The following is an 18,310-nucleotide window of genomic DNA, read 5'->3' as shown; positions in this document are numbered from 1 at the left end:
TACCTGTCTAGCTATTTGGTTATAGCAATCGCCTGCTGTCTCTGAATTGCATTGATGTGATACCACTCATTGACTTCCGCTGTGATCTCTTTTCCGCCCAGTTCAAGCCACTCCTCTACAAATTGATCGAATTCTTCAATTGGTGATCCATGTATGATATTCATATAGGCTTCGAGCTGCAAATCCCGAAGAATGATCTGTCTGTCCACCATCGTTTCCGTGATTCCACCTGTAAACTGATCATACAGCAACTGTCCGTTCACCTCATACTCATCTGCAATGCTAAATGCCCCTGTTGGACCATAGGTCTGTTTCCATCCCCATCCGCTACTTAAGCCTTCGGACTCGTAAGCCGCGATTCGTTTGTGTATCGCCAGCGCTTCGTTCTCCAAGACGGAGAAATTACCTGTCTTGCGGGCATCACGAATGTCCCGGTACGCATCTATATTTTTGGTTCCAGGGAAAGGTGTCACCGGTGAGAGCATCCATACAGCACGAGAATCGTCATTATAATACGTTTCATACTCCGCGTTCTGTCCCCAGTTTTTGTCCAAGTGCAGATTCATCAGTTTGACGACAACTTCCGGATGGGCAAATCCTTTTCTTACGGCAAAGTAATGCCCTGTATTGGAACGTAGTGGAACCATCTTGTTGCGTCCCTTCTCCGCCACAATAGGATAAGCCTGCCATTCTGCTTCAGGATCATGTTCCCGAGTAGATTGGATAACAAACGGCGTCCACTGCTCACCGTAGAGCATGCCAATTTTACCCTGTTGGATCAGACGGTACTCCTTGCTTCCATTTTTGTATCCAAAGTCCGGGTCCAACTGACCCTCAAGATACATCTGCTGTAACACTTTCAAAGCCTTACGTACTTCGGGCTGTATGCCCCCATAGGTAAGTTCGCCCTCTTGATTCTGAATCCAGATGTTCGGATAAGCACCGTAACCCGCCATGAAGCCGGCTACCCCCATAACGGGGTCCCATAGATAACTGGTCAGTGCAAGACCATACGTATCCTGTTCATGATTTCCATCAGGATCATTGAATGTAAACGCTTTCGATATATTCAGTACATCTTCTATCGTTTCAGGTGCTTGTAGACCCAATTTATGTAGCCAATCCGTTCTGATCCACAAGTACTGTGCTGTTTCAATAGAAGACGATGATTCGGGAATAGCCATTAACTTGCCATCAATAGTGGCTGCATCAAATGCCCCTTTACCCTCAGCCTCCAGAATTTTCTTGGTGAGCGGTGAGGCATAATCACGATATACTTCCGTCAAATCGGCAATTAAATTTGCATTGCTTAGCTGCCTAAGCTGGTAAGGATTAACCCTGACTACATCCGGAAAGAGCCCCGCAGCTAGGGAAACACCGAGCTTTTGATTATATACGTCGCCCGGCGCAATCCAGTCATACCGAATTTGTATGCCGAGTTCTTTTTCATAGAGGCGAGTCCAGCGATTATCCACCAGCGTCTCACCTGGTAGCTGCTCAATCATCCGCTGAAGATCTTCCCCTGTTTCCCTCACAAACGAAACTTTAATCGGCGGAGAATATGCCTGTGAAGACAGCTCTTGATGATCTAAAGATGATGATGTGTTGAAATGCCCGTAGTCCCCTTGAGTATGTCCAGCAGGCATACATAGTGCTAGAAAAATAATCATCGTCCATCTTGTTTTGTACATCCATCTCTTATGCATGGTGACATGCCCCCAGTTTGATTGAATGAACATATTCTTTTTCATTTCCAGAATTGTTATTATTGTACAACATCTGTGCAGTCATGAATATGAAAAAGCCGCCGATGGGCGACTTTTATTTCAATAAGCTGGGTCAGATTGCGCTACATAATCTGGTATTCAAAATCCGAGAAATCAGCCTCGCCCCCGATCTCCTGTGTAGAGAACAGAAACAATCCAACTCGGCAGCCCATGAAATGATCCAATTTATAAACCATTTTGTGGGGTATACCAAGCTCCTTCCAGTCTGTTCCATCCAGATAAGCAAAGCGACATTCATCTTGATTATCAACGAAATGGGCGAAAGCTCGTAGCGTAACCACAGGCCCTGTTACGGGGATTCGAGCGTATTCTGTAGCTGGCTCTTGATCAACCAAACTGCCAAAAATACTGGTGTCGGGAGCCTTCCTGGCCTGCATCACAAGGTGGTATTGACCGTCATCCTTCGTCATAGCGATTAGACCATAGGTGCCTATCAGAAAACATAAGCCGGCATAATCTCCATCGTTCAGCTTGCTACCATCCAACGTTACTGTAGCTGAACAAGCCGGCCCCATGGCACGCTGAGTGAGTGTATTAACTGCAAACGTCAGATTCGGGCTAAGCTGGCCTGTTCGAATTCGATATACTCCCGGCTTCTCCGTCACAGACCACAGCTCGTCATGCGGTGTATGATTCCACTGCCATACGTCTTGCAGACGTACGTTCCCTTGATCGTCAACTGTGTATTCAAAACGATCACTGGCAACCAGCGGTTTATAACGGTATCCAGGCCTTGTGCTAGCAATATCAATATATTTTGGAGCCTTTTTTGCAAATACGGGTACACCATCCTCAAAACGCATCGGTACCAGTACTGGAATTCGCCCAACTGCCCCATGATCCTGGAAAAGTATAGCGTACCAGTCGCCGTCCGGCGTATCAACGATCCCTCCTTGAGCGACTCCTGAATTGAAATATCCCATATCATCATTGAATACATCTCCGCCAACAAATGTTCCATCCAGCGTATCGGCTCTGTAACAAGCTTGTGTTCTTCGTCCAGCTGCCTTCGTGATGTGAATCAGGAAGACATAATAGATACCTTCAATTTTATAAAAATGTGCACCTTCATACCCCAGATAATGAGGCTGATGATCTGTCACAATGACACGATGCCGTCCATCCTGCTTCGGTCCGGAAAGATCCGGTTCTAGTTCGGTTAAGTGAATCTCTCGATTCCCATGCACCAGATAGACCCGTTCGTCATCATCAAAAAACAGCGAACAATCGTGATAGAACCCCTCTATAATCTGTTTATTCCATGGTCCCGTTATCGTCGTAGACGTGTATAGATACGTTTTACGCGTGTCATTGGCTACAAAGATAACGTAGAATTTCCCTTGATGATATCGCAGTGTAGCAGCCCACATTCCCTTGCCATAGATCTGTTCGCCGTTCTCTAGACGTTGCGCTGGCGTATGATCTAAACGGTCATACACGTAAGTTGCAGTCTCCCACTGCATCAAATCATACGAGCGTAGGATAACACAACCAGGCATCATATGCATGGTCGTGCTCACCATATAATACGTATCTTCAACTCGGATGACGTCCACATCTGGATAATCAGCCCATATCATTGGATTGGAGTACATTTTATAAAACACCTCATTTTTGGGTTCTGCATGGAATTCGTCAACCTATACATCTAAATCTCAGTTTCCATGTCATGAATAAGTCTCAGCTTGAAGCTATGCTTCTTCAAACATCCAGTGTCTTAGTAGAATACTGGAACTCTGATCTGCTGGCTGTAACACCATGTATAGATCTTGTTCATACTGTGCGCCCGATATGGACGTCGTACCTTCCATCCATTCTTGATCTTCCGCTGATGCGGGGATATAAAGCTGGCCTACTAAAACTCCGTCTTCACGACCTAATCGAAGTTCAAGAGTACAAGCGCCGCCTTGGCTGCATAAGGATGCAGTAAAAGATGCTGCCCCTTTTTCTCCAAAGTTCACTCGTGAAAGAGCAAGCCAGCTTCCGCCATGCATCAGACTAACAACCTCTTCTCGCTTCGAAGATCCCTCTTGCTCCGATTCGGTTATTTGACGCGTAGTCACGCCTGCACTCCAACCGATGGTTGAACCGCTGACGGTTTGATAGGGATTAAACGACTTTAATTGGTCCACCCCTGCATAGTCCGCTTGAATGGCTCGGATTCTACCAGAGGACTTCTCATACTCGACCCGATTCAGATGTGTAGAACGGTATCCTTCAGGGATATCCATAGCTTGGCAGAGCGTTTGTGCATGGTAGGCAATATACCACTGATTCGCAAGAGGAAAGATCGCATGATGATTGTTACCGCCAATTCCAAAGAAGTGCCCCGGATTTTTGAGAATCGTTCCCTGATACGTCCATGGACCCATAGGTTGTGTGCTTGTCATGTAAGCAATTTCTCCTGGCGGCGGACTGTCTGCATCACGTTCCACCTGGAAGAAGTTCGAGCAATAGGTATAGTAGTAGATGTTATCGTACTTATGTATTCCTGAATTTTCAAACATAAATGGAGCAGGAATGGTTTTGGCTGTGCCGGTGACAGTAATCATATCATCTCCAAGTCTCATCACTCGCGCTGTATCGGGTCTCTCCGGTTTCCCTTCGGGCACGCCTCCTCCAAAATAGAGATAAGCTTGCTGGTCATCATCCACAAGTACAGCCGGATCAAATAACCACGTTACCCCTTCTACCCCCGGCGTCTCTCTTGTCACCAGCGCTTTTCCAATCGGGTCAGTCCAGGGACCAATGGGTGTTGGCGCACTCAATACACCAATCCCACTAGCGTTATTGGCAAAATATAAATAGAAACGATCCTCTCCCTCTACATTGCGATGAGCGGCAGCTGGAGCCCACGACTGAGAAGCCCATGTGGCTGCCCCTTCTGGACCTGCGACCTTGATCTCGCCATGATCGGTCCAATTGATCAGGTCATCGGAAGAGATCACGGTAATTTTACGGATCGATTGATAACTGTTTTTCTGAGGAGTCCCATCTGCATCATACTCCAATTTATCGCTGGTCATATACAGATAAACCCGGTTATTAAAGACAAGCGCATAAGGATCTGCTCCGAATTTGTGAGCCATTAAAGGATTGGCGTTGGGACGAATCTTGCAAATCTCCTGTGAATGGACAGTGCAATTACTTCCACCCCTAAGCTCATCAGACTGTGACATCGTTTCGTTATTCATCTCGTTTCCTCCCAGAAATAGAGTTTAGCTTACCGATATGTCTAGCACACACACGTTCAGGTTCGTTACCCAAAACATTTGGGCACACCAAATAGAAAGCGTTTGCAATACAAACGTTTTCATGATAGGATGATTACATTTTAAATGAACACAAGTCCAATTTCTTTGCGTTTTTTGCTTGATTTATTGCGCCAAATGACAGGAGGTACTCCCATATATGTCTTCTGACTACTTTTATGATCCGATCAAGCCAGAGCTTTTGTACCGCCATCCTCTAACCACTTACAAGTACGAATCCCGTTATCACCGACACAATGGGTATGAGATTTACCTCTTCCTCCGGGGGCATGTGCATTTCTATGTCGATCATCGATGCTACCCGATGCAGCGTGGTGATCTGCTTGTCATCTCTCCTGAAGAGATGCACCGGGCACTTATTCTGGATGAGTCAGAATATGAGCGGATCACGATTAACCTCAAAAAAGAATATGTGAGCCAATTGTCCACGGTTTTGACGGATTTGTTATCCTGTTTTGACTATCGCCCAGAAGGAAAAGGTAATATCATTCATCTGCATGACGATCAATTAAAACAACTGTTGTATTGGACCGATCAGATTGAGAAATTTGCTGATAGCCGTGCTTACGGAGCTGACGTACAAACGAATGCTGCCATGGCACAATTGCTTGTTCTGATCAACCAGTGGTTTCAGCACAACTCCTATGTCCCTCAAGACATCATGCCTGAACTGGTGTGCAAAACGATGGCGTATATCGACAAACACATCACACAGCATATTACACTTGGCAAACTGGCCGAGGAGTTCTATATGAATAGTACTTCTGTGAGCCGACAGTTTAAAAAGCATACCGGACTTACGCTTCGTTCCTATATTCTTAGTCGGCGCATTGAACTTGCCAAATTACTTCTCACCGATGGTATGAGCATTACAGATGCCTGTTTCCAGTCCGGATTTAGTGACTATGCCAATTTCATTCGCAGCTTTACTAAAATTGTAGGGATTTCACCAGGGAAATACAAGAAACAACGACGAGAAGCTACCGTTCCCACGCTCAGCCAACAGCTCGTAATCCAGACTGCTCCAAAGAATTGATTTGTTATCTAAAACGGATTAACATAAAAAGCATTGTTATAATTAAAAGGAGATCAGAACATGCTTTTACTACGAAAATGGTTATATCCCCTGTTCATCTTGCTCTCGGCATTGATGTTGGCTGGCTGCGCTTCGCTAACGATGACGGATTCGGGCTCTCAGACGACCGATATCTCACAAGAGATGGGTTTTCAAGAAGTCGCCGATTATATTCAAGAGCATCACGAACTTCCGCCCAACTATATTACGAAGAATGAAGCACGTGCGCTGGGATGGGAGCCAAGCAAGGGCAATCTTCACCAAGTCGCCCCCGGCAAAAGCATCGGTGGTGATGTATTTCGGAATCGCGAAGGCCTCCTCCCTAGCAAAAAGGGCCGGGTCTGGTACGAAGCAGATATACATTATAAAGGAGGAACACGGGGAAGTGACCGGATTGTATATTCTAATGACGGTTTAATCTATCAAACCACCGATCACTATAAAACCTTTCAACAGATCAAATAAAGGGGGTACACATGAATATCGTTCAGATCGATGGTCGTTCCCTTCATGACCGTGAAACACTTCATCTGGTGTTACAGGACAAACTTCAATTGGATGAACATTACGGACACAATCTGGATGCGCTATGGGATGCGCTGACTGGTGAAGTCCACCTGCCACTAACGATTCGCTGGTTACATTTTGAATCATGCAAAAACGTGCTTGGTGATTATGCAGATCAAGTGGTCGAAGTCATGCAGGAAGCTCAGCAAGAGGTTGACGGATTCACACTGGAATTATTATCATGACGAACAGGCAGCCACCCGGCTGCCTGTTTATGCAAATAACAAATTTGTTGTTCTCTCCTTTACCCTTTCACTCCTCCAATAGTCATACCTTGTACGAAATATTTCTGTAAGAACGGATACACCATCAGGATGGGCACACTTGCTATAATCGTCATCGTTGCCCGTATTGAGGTAGGCGTCACCGCAATACCACTGTTCTCTGCAGATTGGTACACGTCACTTGCCGATGATGTTGCCGCCGTTGTTGAGGTTTGTAATATTTTCATCAGTTCATATTGAAGTGTACTTAACTCCTTGTTAGATGAGTTATATAGAAAGACATCAAACCAGGAGTTCCACTGCCCTACTGCTACGAAAAGAGAAACGGTTGCCATCGCTGGAATCGTTAACGGCAGCACGACTCGAATAAACGTTGTAAATTCACCTGCTCCGTCCATTCGAGCGGATTCCAGAATCCCTTCAGGTAACCCTTCGATAAACGAACGAATGACAATCATATTGAATACACCGATTATCCCAGGAATGATATAGACCCAGAAAGATCCAATTAGCCCCAGATCACGAATTAATAGATAGCCTGGAATTAGTCCTCCGCTGAAATACATGGTGAAGACAAAAAACATCGTTACAAACTTCCGAAGAACAAATTCCTGCCGACTGAGGGTATAAGCAAGCATCGCCGTACAGAAAACGGACACAATCGTTCCAACAATCGTGCGAAGCGCCGAGATCAGCGTGGCATGATAAATATCGGATTCTCCAAAAATATATTTATAATTATCCAGTGTCCATTCCCGAGGCCACAGATATATGCCCCCGCGAATAGCATCATTCGCATCATTTAGTGATACAGCAATCATATTGATAAACGGATAGATCGTAACGATCATCAAACAGATCATAAAAGTAATGTTTATGGCATCAAACGCCCGATCCCCGGTGCTGCTACTCCTCGAGCGAGATGATTTTGCTTTTGGCATGGCTCAGGCCTCCTCTTAGAATAGTCTGCTTTCTCCCATTTTTTTGGCGATGTAGTTGGCTGTGAAGAGGAAGATGAAGCTGACCACCGTCTTGAATATACCTGCCGCTGTTCCCAAAGAGAAGTTCCCCATCCCCAATCCATATTTCAGTACAAAGATATCCAGATTCTCTGAATAATCCATATTCATTCCGTTGCCTAACAAATATTGAGGTTCAAATCCGGATTCCAAGATATTTCCCATATTCATGATGAGCAAAATAACGATAACAGGCTTCAAGCCCGGTAAAGTGATATACAACATACGTTTGAAACGACTGGCTCCATCAATCTCCGCCGCTTCATATTGAGCTGGATCGATGGCTGTAATCGCTACCAGATAGATGATCGTGTTCCAACCGACATCCTTCCATACCTCGGTCGCTCCCAGTATACCCCAGAAATACTCCCCTTTCCCCATCCATAGCACCGGACTATCAATGAGATGAAGTTTCATTAGAATCAGGTTAATAATCCCGTCAGGTGAGAGCACCGTAAGCACAATACTTGAAGCCACAACCCAGGAGATGAAGTGAGGCAAATAACTGACGGTTTGCACAAAACGTTTAAAAATAATATTCTTCAGCTCGTTTAACAGGAGTGCGAGTGTGATCGCGGTAACAAACCCAAGTACCAGCTTGATCGAACTCATAACCAGCGTATTGCGCAGCACCCGATAGAAGGTATTATCTTCAAACAGTGTCTGAAAATGCTTCATTCCCACCCACTGCTGATCAGCAAAAGCTCTTGCCGGTTTGAAGTTCTGGAACGCCATGGTCCAGCCCCATAACGGTAAATATTTAAACACAAACGCCCAAACCACAAAGGGAATACACATCAAAGCTAATGTTCGCTGTTGCAACAATCGTTTGAAAAAATGAGTTTCCCGTTTCCCCTTATGACGGGAAGCGGGCGGGATCGATTGAAGGGATACATGAGGTTCCTTCACGATGCAGATGCTCCTTTCCCATTCTGTTATTCGTGTGCGTGGAGAAACATATAGTATGTAGCCTTCATATGTTCTCCAGCGCACATAAACCATCTAGTTAAGTTGGTATGAATCCATTTACCATTTCCCTGCAACTCGATTTTGAATAACCTCGGTTATCTTTTTCTCGTATCCCGCTCGATCCAGTTTGCTGAACTCCGTCATGTACGTATTCCACAGATTGTCGAAATTGGATGGTGCGCTCAATATCATCTCAGGCAAGTATTTGCGCTGTATATCATCGGATTTAGTCGTGAAAATCTGTTCAGGCGAACCTTGTTCAAGTGCAATGGACCACGCCGGGAACCACGGACGCTCTTCTGGTTTGTTGAACAAATCACTAAAGGTCTTGACGCCATAGGCATCCAGGAATTTTTTATCCCCTTCCGTGTAGGTTGCAGCGACCACTTCCGGCTGATTGCCTGGATTATAAGCGTTGCCATCAGACAGCGTTGATTCTCCACCATAACGCGGCCAGTCATTGCTGAAGTAGGTGAATCCGAATTTACGGCCCAACTCAACATCGTCATGTATTTTCCGTTGCTCATCATTGGCATAGTAGAAGCGTCCTTTTTCATCCACACTGTATGTCTGATCCTTGATCCCCCACTGCACCAAAATTTGATTCTCTTCTTTGAGCAAATTATCAAAATACTTGATGATCCTTACGGGATCTTTGGCATTGACCGTGATCCCTGTTGCATAGTTGTTTACGAAGCCTGGAGGATCAATGTATTGATCCTTGATGCTTTCATCAAATACGATGGGAAGAGGTGCATAACGCTTCTCATCAATGCCTGCTGCGAGCAGGTTCTTGGTTGCATCCCCGACTTGCCATGCGTAGTTAAAGTAGCCTAGAACACGACCAGAGGTTAATTTCGCCAAATATTGGTCCTTATTCATCGTGAACGATTCCGGATCAAGCAAACCTTTCGAGTTAATTTCATTCAGCTTTTTAATCCATCGCTTCTGTTCTTCTGTACCTGCGACCGTCCTTGCCACATGAGTTTTCATATCCACCATAACGCCGCCATCGTTTGGATACCCTGCAAGGTGCATAGCCGGGTTCTGCAACGTGAAAAAGTTATTGGCTACGCCAGCGAGGGATACAAAGCCGATCGTTTCGGCTCCATCCACTGTGGGATGTTTCTTCTTGTAATCCTCGATGAGATCGAAATATTGATCCAAGGTCGTAATTTTAGGATAGTTAAATTCCTTCAATACGGAACGTTGGATCCAGAATGCTCCCCCGCCAATGTTAGGGCTACCCGAATATTCACCTTGGTTAGCCGTGTATGGTAAAGCGTAAATTTTACCGTCTTCCGGATTTCTCATTTTGTCGAAGTACGGACCGTAGGCTTTCTTGATATTAGGACCATATTTCTCGATCAGGTCGTCAAGCGGAATATAAGCCCCCGCATCCAGCAGCTTGGACATCTCTCCACTGGAGGCAATGACATCGGGGTAATCTCCGGACGCAATCATAACGCCCGCTTTGGTCGCACTATCACCAACCAGGTATTCCATTTTCCAATCCACGCCTGTCTGCTTTTGCAGCTCTTTACCAATAGTGGTTTCACTAGCCAGCGTATCTTTCTTACCTGAAGAAAACATGTAATACGAGAAGGTAACAGGGCTGTTATCCTCTTTCTCTGTCGAAGATGAAGCTCCTGGAGAGGAGCTGCCTGAAGTGCATCCAGCCAGAAGGGATGCCAGTATGAAGGCTAATCCTGTCGTTTTCAAAAGCGGTTTTAACATGTGTTTTGTTCCCCCTTTTCGTTAAACGGTATCTGTAAGCCTTCTCCATATTATCAAGATAACGCTTTCATAATTACCCACTAAACTGTACCTTGTGCTTCAAAAAGTATATTGGCTATCGTTAACCTTCGTGGTGCTTATCATCCAACGGAAGCCGGATTTGTACATGCGTTCCTTTCTCTACCTCTGTCTGGATGGAAAAAGAGAATCGATCCCCATAGCAAAGTTTCAACCTGCTATACGCATTTTTCATACCCACATGCTCTCCGATATCCATATTCTGTTCCAGATATTGCATCAACTCATCCAATCGGGCCGTAGACATGCCAATACCGTTATCCTCCAGCCGAATATGAAGTTCCGAGCCGTCCGTTCGAACGCTCAGTCGAATGATTCCAACTCCCGCTGTGGATTCAATACCGTGAATGCTGGCATTCTCTACAAATGGCAAGATGACCATTTTGGGAATCCGGTACACTAACACAGACGGGTCTGCTTCAATGAAGTACTGTAGCTTTTCACCAAAGCGATATTTCTGAATTTGTAAGAAGCTGTCGATCAGTTCCAGTTCCTCCTTGACGGTTACATCTTGCTGATTCCAGCTAATGGACTTACGGAACATTTTCGCCATATGATGCACGATTTTGGCAGTTTCTCTCTCCCCCTTGATCAGACTTCGCATCCGCACAGATTCAAGGGTGTTAAATAGAAAATGCGGATTAATCTGACTATGTAACGCGTGAAGCTGAGCTTGCTGCTGTTTAAGCTCCAGATCTTTTTTCTGAATGTCCGCAAGGTATACTTCATCAATCAAGTTCCGAATCGTCTCGGTCATCCGGTTAAATTCAGTTGTGAGCTGACCAATCTCATCTCTTGCATCTTCCGGAGGAATGGTCTGAAAATTTTGAGTTTTCACTTTTTTCATGTGCTTCAGAATACGCACCAGTCTGACATGAATGGATCGAGATATCGCTGCGATAATCATTGTGGGCAACACAACATTGATACAAGCCAACCAAATGACAAATGAACGGGATTTGCGAACCTCCTGCAAAACAATCTCTTCATCCATGACCCCTTGTAACGACCAGCCTTCCAAATAATTAATGCCTTCATATACACGATCAAATCGAATCGTTTGGTTTGGAAACTCGATGTCACCGTATAGCTTTCCGTTCGGAGGCTCTTCCGACTTGGGGTAATTCGAGAATCGAATATGTCCACCTGGGTCCACCAAGTACACTTTGCCGTCAAAGCCGCTGTTACGAAATTGTTCTTTGAGCAGATCCATATTAAAGTCAATTTTGAGCAGCTGTTCAATGCCTCCAGTGTCTTGATTGTTTAAGCGTTGAACGAGACTCAGGGTCTGATCTGTTGCAATCAACGTTGGATAAGGCACCATCTTATGCTGTAATTGCTTGTACCAGCTTGATTTGCGCACGTCTTCGGTTAAATGTTCAATGTATCCAGAAGACAATATGGTTGGATTATCGGTATACACCTGGTACCAGCGAATCCCCTGACTGAGCTGACCCGAAAACTCCCCTATGAGATATGAATTGTAAGCCCGGATGTACTCCGAATGATTAGCGAATGATCGAGACAACGTGTCATTAAATACGGGATCCGCATAGAGTGAGTAAGATAAGCCCACCCCCTGATCAATCGTCACACGCAATTCGTTCTTCAGATTGTTCAAAGCTACCCCTGCATCACGTGTTTTCTGGCTACGGATATTAGCGGTAGTCACTTGATAAAACACTACGTTAGTCACAACAATGGGAATGAACACGGACAAAATATACATGAACAGCAGTTTGTCCCGAAGCTTGATGTAATTCAGATTCATTCGGATCATTGGGCACCTCGTTGTCCATCCTCTTTCAGAAGATTACGGTAAGCGGTGGGAGTCATGTGCACAATTTTCTCAAACTGCGTCACAAAATAATCCGCATTCTGAAATCCGATTCGAGCGGCTACCTCATACATGCGGAGATCGGTTTGACGAAGAAGCTTCTGTGCCTGTTGAATGCGGAGATGAAGCAGATATTCATTAAAATATTGATTGTAACTTTTACGAAAAAGCCGACCAAGATAGACCGGATTCATATAAAATTGGGCGGCAATACTTTTGAGACTGATATTCTCCGTATAATGGGAATCAATATATCGTTTAATTTTGTGGATCTCTCCCTTCGATTGCTGTGTTCGCAGTTGCGCCATATATTCTTCAGCTTCCTCAATTGCCTTCAAGAACGCTTCTTTTAACAACCGCAAATTCCATCCCTCTTGACCTTGTTCTGCCAATAACCTTAGCTGCTGTAAACCCGTATCCGTACCTCCCATCTCATGAACGACAGCCAGAATTCCCGTTATACAACGTAATAGAGAACCTGTAACCGCTTGAGGAGAAAAGCGACGGGACTGAAACAGGTGGAACATATCGTCCACAATGGTATGACAAGCGGTACGATTTCGTTCCTCCAGACATAGGATCAATTGGTCAATCAGTTCCTGATTCACATTGAATACGTATAACGTTTTATCTTTTACGGCTGCAAAATATACAATGCGTTCAGACTCGGCAAATTTATGTCTGTATGCCTCCTCTGCTTCTGCATATGATCGAGCTACTTCTGTCATATGGTCTACCACTGTTCCTGCATAAAGTGCTATATCGATCTCTAAATGGTCGCTCAGCATTTTCTGAATCGTCTGAATCTTCTCTTCTACAGATCCATATGGATACGGATGTTTCCATAAGAGAATTAATACCATTCTATTCCGTTGTTCCTCTAATACATAAAGTTCGCAGCGATCATCTTTAATTTTGTGAAGAATATCATTAACCTGATGGACAGTTATATTTCTTCGTTTCAAACCTGTCTGCAATTCAACAAGTGCAATCATCATTCTCGTCTGATGGCCAATACCGATCATTTCGGCATATCGAATCTCATCTTCTTTTTGAATCTGACCTTTGAGCAAATCTTTCAGCATAATACGGCTGGCCTCCTCTTCTGCCAAAAAAGAATGCTTTCGTTTGCTGCGGATCAGGTCAGCAGCCTTTTGTAGCGTTGCAGTCATTTCCTCGTCATCAATCGGCTTGAGAATGTAATCCTGGACACCGTATCGTATCGCTTGCTGGGCATATTTGAAGTCATGATATCCACTAATAATGATAAATACGGGCTCAAGCGTACCCGAATGCTCTACAGCACGAATGAGATCTAATCCATCCAGAATAGGCATTCGAATATCAGTAATGATGATATCGGGTTTCAGACATTCCGCCTTGTCCAGTGCCTCCAGTCCGTTCTCTGCTTCTCCCGTAATTTCCATGCCCATACTGTGCCAATCAATCAGCTCATACATCCCTCTGCGGATATACATCTCATCATCGACCAACAATACTTTTAACATGTACACTACCCCTTTCTATATAAATACTAATTTTAAATAGTAAACGCTTACATTTATAGATCTAATTACAAGTGATTGTTTTCATTTTATATACTGCGGTTTGCAAATTCATTGCACGAAATGCCAGATTTATTGCGCGAAAATAGTCGAAGATTAAAAAAAGCGAAACCGCACCGAAGCTGAATCCGGTCGTTTCGCTCTATACTCCATATTCATTTAGTTCAATTCATTTTTTGCCTTTTCACACCATCCAGTCTTTTTGCTTCAAACGAATAGATCTATCTTTTGCATCCGCGAAATCCAGTTCCAACTGTTGCTCAAGATATGAAACGATAACTTTGCTTGATTCGCATCCAGATTCGCTGCAGAATTGATTGGCACGGATGTTCGTGTAGAGTAGCTCTCCATCGCTCCACTCGATATCCACTTCCCATCCACCACGCGCTCGCAGTCCTCGCACGGAACCTTTTGACCATGCTTTGGGGAGTGCAGGAAGCAATCGAATCTCACGACCGTGACTTTGGAGCAACATTTCGGCGATGCCGGCTGTACCGCCAAAGTTGCCATCGATCTGAAACGGTGGATGATCACAGAACAAATTGGGCAAGGTTGAAGATCGTATGAGCTCCATAACGTTGTCGTACGCTTGTTCAGCCTGCTCCAGTCTGGCCCGCATGTTCAAAATCCATGCTCGGCTCCACCCTGTGTGGCCACCACCATGTTGAAGTCTGCGATCTAACGTAACACGAGCTGCTTTTGCTAAGGCTGGTGTTGTTTTCGGATTAATCTGTGATCCGGGATGCAGTGCAAACAAGTGTGATATATGTCTGTGACCAGGTTCAAGCTCATCATAATCTTTGTTCCACTCTTGAATCTGTCCATGTTTCCCCACTGCCATGTCTGGAATTCGAGCCAATGCTTCACGCAGCTTAGTCGCAAACGCCTGATCTTGTTGTAGAATGTGAGCACTCTCCATACAACGCGTGAACAGTTCTCGGATAATTTGATTGTCCATGGATGCTCCGTAACAGAGGGAACCCGATTCGCCACTATCCAGTATGTAGATATTCTCCGGTGAAGATGAAGGACAAATAGTCAGATTCCCCTCAGGGTCTTCCACGAGAAAATCCAGAATAAACAACGCAGCCTCTTTCATCGTAAAGTACGCTTTTTCCAAAAACATCTTATCCCTGCCATAATCATAATGATCCCACAAATGTAAGCACAGCCATGCTCCTCCCATCGTCCAAAAGGTAGATGTGAGACATACATCCTGAGGAGCAGCATCGGCCCATACATCTGAGTTATGATGTGCTACGAATCCTCTACATCCATACATCAGACTTGCCGTCTCCCGGCCACGCACCTGTAATCGCTCAATAAAATCAAACAACGGAGTATGGCACTCTGACAGATTACAGCTCTCCGCAAACCAGTAGTTCATTTGCGTATTGATGTTAATGGTGTATTTGCTGTCCCACACCGGAAGCATGTCTTTGTTCCATATGCCCTGAAGATTGGCAGGCAGAGAACCTGGACGACTGCTGGAGATCAGCAGATAACGACCAAATTGGAAATACAGACGGACGAGATCAGGGTCATCATACCCTGATCTCATTCGAGCGAGTCGCTGATTCATCGGTAGATCCAAATTGCTCGTGTCCGTGTCTTCTCCTTCCAGATGCAGATCCATACGTGTGAACAGCGCTTGATAGTCGTGTATATGATCCTGCTGCAACTGCTCATATGACTTCAAAGATGCGGCGTTTAACCTTCGCAAGCATTCCGTCTCGAGTTCTTCATTGGGGTAGCGAAAATCTGTACAAGCGGCTATAAGCACGGTAGCCGAGTCACCGTTGAGAAGAGATAGTTGTCCACTCGAATACTTCAGCTCTCCGGCTTCGTGCATAATCCGCATCACACAGCAGAAACGAACCCCCTCTTCCCCACCGCTTCTTCCACGTATGATGATATCATTGGTACTACGTTGTTCGATTCGATCTATTAAAGACTGAAAACCCACAGGATGTCTTAGGGCACCAGATAATGGCGACCAGCCGAGCACCGAACCTCTGCCGAATAATGCTGTAAATGACAATTCCCCCTGCTCGCTGCTTGACAGATGAACAGCCAGTACCTGATCGGGATAACTTGAAAAGTATTCACGTTTGTACGTTGTATCGCCAGATGTATACTGCACGCCGACTACACCTTGTTTCAGATCGAGATATCTCCGATACGCTGCTGTGTCATCTTCCACATGATGCATTGACAGGTAGAGATCACCTAGTGGCTCGTAATGCCGTTGTCCGTCGGGCACACCAACCAAAGATGTAAGTGCTAGTTCCTCTGCTTCTTTAATCTGTCCATGAAATAGAAGTTGTCGTATTCGATCCAAGGATTGGAGTGCCTGAGGGTTATTCCGCTCCATCGGTCCGCCGTACCATAAACTGTCTTCATTTAGTTGCACTCTCTCCAGATCAGGTCTTCCAAAAACCATTCCTCCGAGGGTTCCATTCCCTATCGGAAAAGCTTCTTCCCATCGCTCGGAAGCATGATCAAACCAGATTTTGTTCCTATCCATACTACACCTCCATCGAGTATTCAGCATGCTTGCGTCCTGCAGCATCGGTCTGAAGTAAGGGGGCACATATGACTGCAGAGCTATTCATCCTATCAGTTTAGCTTGTCTAGACACTATCCAGAATGAATAATACTAACCTAAAACTTCACAAAGCTAACCTCTCTCTCGTGACACTTCGAAAACGCTTGCAATGTTTGGGATTAAATGCTAGTATGATACCATTTTACGCCCGCATTTTACTAACAATGCGTTGTAACATCATCCTGGAAAGAGAGGAGAATCTAGCCTTTTGTTTAAGTATGATGAATAAGTCAAGACCAATAAATTTAGATTAAGTTCATGTAAAGGAGCCTTTAGATGAATCATATCCTTGTAGCACCAACACCTCCTCTGGGCTGGAACAGCTGGGACTGCTACGGCGCTGCCGTCACTGAAAGCGAAATTCGAGGGAATGCCGAGTACATGGCCGCACATCTGAAAGAATACGGCTGGAGTTACATCACCGTTGATATTCAGTGGTACGAACCTTTCGCAATCTCCTCACAATACCGACCATTCGTTCCTCTGATCATGGATGAATATTCACGTCTAATGCCCGCTGAGAATCGTTTTCCGTCAGCTGCAGACGGCCAGGGATTTAAACCGCTTGCTGATTATGTGCACAGTCTGGGACTGAAATTCGGTATCCATATTATGCGCGGCATTCCACGACAAGCAGCACATGCGGGTACTGCCTTGTTAGGTACCGACGCCACTGCTCGTGATATCGCGCATACCAACTCGATCTGCCCATGGAATACGGATATGTATGGTGTGGATCATAATAAAGAAGGCGCCCAGGCCTATTATGATTCCTTGTTTGAATTGTATGCTTCATGGGGCGTTGATCTGGTAAAGGTGGATGATATCGCTGCCTCTCGTTTATATGACACGCACCAACCTGAGATTCAAATGATCTCAAAGGCTATCCAACGTGCTGGACGTCCTATGGTACTAAGCCTTTCTCCTGGTCCTGCCCCCGTAGAATATGCTGAATTCTTCGCGGAACAGGCCAACATGTGGCGTATCACTGACGATTTCTGGGATCGCTGGCCTCTTCTACTTGATATGTTTGACCGGTGCCGCACATGGCAAGGTATGCCTAAGGAGGGATGCTGGCCGGATTGCGACATGCTGCCCTTGGGGCATATTGGTATTCGCTCCGTCGACGGTGGTGGAGCTGATCGGTGGACAAGGTTCACCAAGAATGAGCAATTAACGATGATGTCATTGTGGAGTATCTTCCGCTCACCTCTGATCTTAGGCGGGGAACTGCGAGATAACGATGACTGGACGCTCTCCTTGCTAACCAATCGGGAAGTTCTACGTATGCACCGTGAGAGCTATGGTGCCAGAGAAGCTCTTAGACAAGGTGATTTAATTGTCTGGACGGCTTCACATGCGGATGGATCAGCTTATGTAGCTGTGTTTAATGTTGGCGAAGAGCAAGAGCTTCCGGTTGAACTCAAGCTTGAGACTATCGGTTTCTCACCTAACGTTCTCAGCGGAGGCACTGAGCTATGGAGCGGTCAAGCGGCTCGCATGGAGGGGAACATTTTACGTACAGATGTGTCTTCACATGGTGTACGCCTGTATCATTTCGCTTAAAAGCTT

General features: G+C 45.3%; 13 protein-coding genes. 4 read left to right on the top strand and 9 right to left on the bottom strand.

The features are described from left to right. Positions 1 to 11 precede the first annotated feature (11 nt). The 3 genes from PQG66_RS05775 to PQG66_RS05765 all read right to left on the bottom strand — a co-directional run bounded on the left by PQG66_RS05775 (position 12) and on the right by PQG66_RS05765 (position 4,981). Positions 12 to 1,706, bottom strand: a complete 1,695-nt coding sequence (locus PQG66_RS05775) for an extracellular solute-binding protein (RefSeq protein WP_272036038.1) — start codon at positions 1,704 to 1,706, stop codon at positions 12 to 14. 143 nt (positions 1,707 to 1,849) lie between these two features. After that, entirely contained in the window at positions 1,850 to 3,382 is a 1,533-nt protein-coding gene (locus PQG66_RS05770; RefSeq protein WP_272036036.1) for a glycoside hydrolase family 43 protein, read from the bottom strand. A gap of 96 nt (positions 3,383 to 3,478) precedes the next feature. Continuing rightward, the gene (locus tag PQG66_RS05765) at positions 3,479 to 4,981 is read right to left on the bottom strand and encodes a glycoside hydrolase family 43 protein (RefSeq protein WP_272036033.1); all 1,503 of its coding nucleotides are present in this window, start codon (positions 4,979 to 4,981) and stop codon (positions 3,479 to 3,481) included. A gap of 217 nt (positions 4,982 to 5,198) precedes the next feature. Here PQG66_RS05765 and PQG66_RS05760 point away from each other — a divergent pair, with 217 nt between their 5' ends. From PQG66_RS05760 to PQG66_RS05750, 3 genes are read left to right on the top strand one after another with little or no spacing between them, the layout of a single operon-like run. Then, entirely contained in the window at positions 5,199 to 6,095 is an 897-nt protein-coding gene (locus PQG66_RS05760; protein WP_272036032.1) for an AraC family transcriptional regulator, read from the top strand. A 60-nt stretch (positions 6,096 to 6,155) separates the two neighbouring features. After that, positions 6,156 to 6,599: a ribonuclease domain-containing protein gene (locus tag PQG66_RS05755; RefSeq protein WP_272036030.1), complete on the top strand. Its 444-nt coding sequence runs from the start codon at positions 6,156 to 6,158 to the stop codon at positions 6,597 to 6,599. 11 nt (positions 6,600 to 6,610) lie between these two features. After that, positions 6,611 to 6,886 carry a barstar family protein gene (locus PQG66_RS05750; protein WP_272036028.1) on the top strand — a complete coding sequence of 92 codons (276 nt, stop codon included), beginning with the start codon at positions 6,611 to 6,613 and terminating at the stop codon, positions 6,884 to 6,886. Positions 6,887 to 6,945: 59 nt separating this feature from the next. On the opposite strand, the gene PQG66_RS05745 is transcribed toward PQG66_RS05750, so the two are convergent. The 6 genes from PQG66_RS05745 to PQG66_RS05720 form a co-directional block, all read right to left on the bottom strand. Beyond that, positions 6,946 to 7,866: a carbohydrate ABC transporter permease gene (locus PQG66_RS05745; RefSeq protein ID WP_272036026.1), complete on the bottom strand. Its 921-nt coding sequence runs from the start codon at positions 7,864 to 7,866 to the stop codon at positions 6,946 to 6,948. A 15-nt stretch (positions 7,867 to 7,881) separates the two neighbouring features. Then, entirely contained in the window at positions 7,882 to 8,853 is a 972-nt protein-coding gene (locus PQG66_RS05740) for an ABC transporter permease (protein WP_442955009.1), read from the bottom strand. A gap of 117 nt (positions 8,854 to 8,970) precedes the next feature. Continuing rightward, positions 8,971 to 10,650, bottom strand: coding sequence for an ABC transporter substrate-binding protein (locus tag PQG66_RS05735; protein WP_272036024.1), 1,680 nt, complete (start codon positions 10,648 to 10,650; stop codon positions 8,971 to 8,973). Between the two features lie 121 nt (positions 10,651 to 10,771). Continuing rightward, the gene (locus PQG66_RS05730; protein WP_272036022.1) at positions 10,772 to 12,508 is read right to left on the bottom strand and encodes a sensor histidine kinase; all 1,737 of its coding nucleotides are present in this window, start codon (positions 12,506 to 12,508) and stop codon (positions 10,772 to 10,774) included. Further along, complete coding sequence (locus PQG66_RS05725; protein ID WP_272036020.1) at positions 12,505 to 14,073, bottom strand: response regulator; 1,569 nt, start codon at positions 14,071 to 14,073, stop codon at positions 12,505 to 12,507. Before PQG66_RS05725 ends, PQG66_RS05730 begins: the two co-directional genes overlap by 4 nt. Before the next feature lie 241 nt (positions 14,074 to 14,314). After that, positions 14,315 to 16,657 carry a glycoside hydrolase family 95 protein gene (locus PQG66_RS05720; protein ID WP_272036018.1) on the bottom strand — a complete coding sequence of 781 codons (2,343 nt, stop codon included), beginning with the start codon at positions 16,655 to 16,657 and terminating at the stop codon, positions 14,315 to 14,317. Positions 16,658 to 17,014: 357 nt separating this feature from the next. Between PQG66_RS05720 and PQG66_RS05715 the strand changes: the two genes are divergently transcribed. After that, the gene (locus tag PQG66_RS05715; protein WP_272036016.1) at positions 17,015 to 18,304 is read left to right on the top strand and encodes a glycoside hydrolase family 27 protein; all 1,290 of its coding nucleotides are present in this window, start codon (positions 17,015 to 17,017) and stop codon (positions 18,302 to 18,304) included. Positions 18,305 to 18,310: the final 6 nt, after the last annotated feature.

Origin of the sequence: Paenibacillus sp. JJ-100, from assembly GCF_948329825.1 — a bacterium.
GTDB lineage: Bacteria > Bacillota > Bacilli > Paenibacillales > Paenibacillaceae > Paenibacillus.
This window is presented reverse-complemented; position numbering and strand designations above follow the sequence as displayed.

Excerpts from the sequence above, each read along its gene's own strand:
- PQG66_RS05730 (WP_272036022.1), bottom strand. The coding sequence starts at position 12,508 with ATGATCCGAATGAATCTGAATTACATCAAGCTTCGGGACAAACTGCTG.
- PQG66_RS05725 (WP_272036020.1), bottom strand. The coding sequence starts at position 14,073 with ATGTTAAAAGTATTGTTGGTCGATGATGAGATGTATATCCGCAGAGGG.
- PQG66_RS05760 (WP_272036032.1), top strand. The coding sequence starts at position 5,199 with ATGTCTTCTGACTACTTTTATGATCCGATCAAGCCAGAGCTTTTGTAC.
- PQG66_RS05720 (WP_272036018.1), bottom strand. The coding sequence starts at position 16,657 with ATGGATAGGAACAAAATCTGGTTTGATCATGCTTCCGAGCGATGGGAA.
- PQG66_RS05770 (WP_272036036.1), bottom strand. The coding sequence starts at position 3,382 with ATGTACTCCAATCCAATGATATGGGCTGATTATCCAGATGTGGACGTC.
- PQG66_RS05735 (WP_272036024.1), bottom strand. The coding sequence starts at position 10,650 with ATGTTAAAACCGCTTTTGAAAACGACAGGATTAGCCTTCATACTGGCA.
- PQG66_RS05765 (WP_272036033.1), bottom strand. The coding sequence starts at position 4,981 with ATGAATAACGAAACGATGTCACAGTCTGATGAGCTTAGGGGTGGAAGT.
- PQG66_RS05755 (WP_272036030.1), top strand. The coding sequence starts at position 6,156 with ATGCTTTTACTACGAAAATGGTTATATCCCCTGTTCATCTTGCTCTCG.
- PQG66_RS05775 (WP_272036038.1), bottom strand. The coding sequence starts at position 1,706 with ATGCATAAGAGATGGATGTACAAAACAAGATGGACGATGATTATTTTT.
- PQG66_RS05750 (WP_272036028.1), top strand. The coding sequence starts at position 6,611 with ATGAATATCGTTCAGATCGATGGTCGTTCCCTTCATGACCGTGAAACA.
- PQG66_RS05745 (WP_272036026.1), bottom strand. The coding sequence starts at position 7,866 with ATGCCAAAAGCAAAATCATCTCGCTCGAGGAGTAGCAGCACCGGGGAT.
- PQG66_RS05715 (WP_272036016.1), top strand. The coding sequence starts at position 17,015 with ATGAATCATATCCTTGTAGCACCAACACCTCCTCTGGGCTGGAACAGC.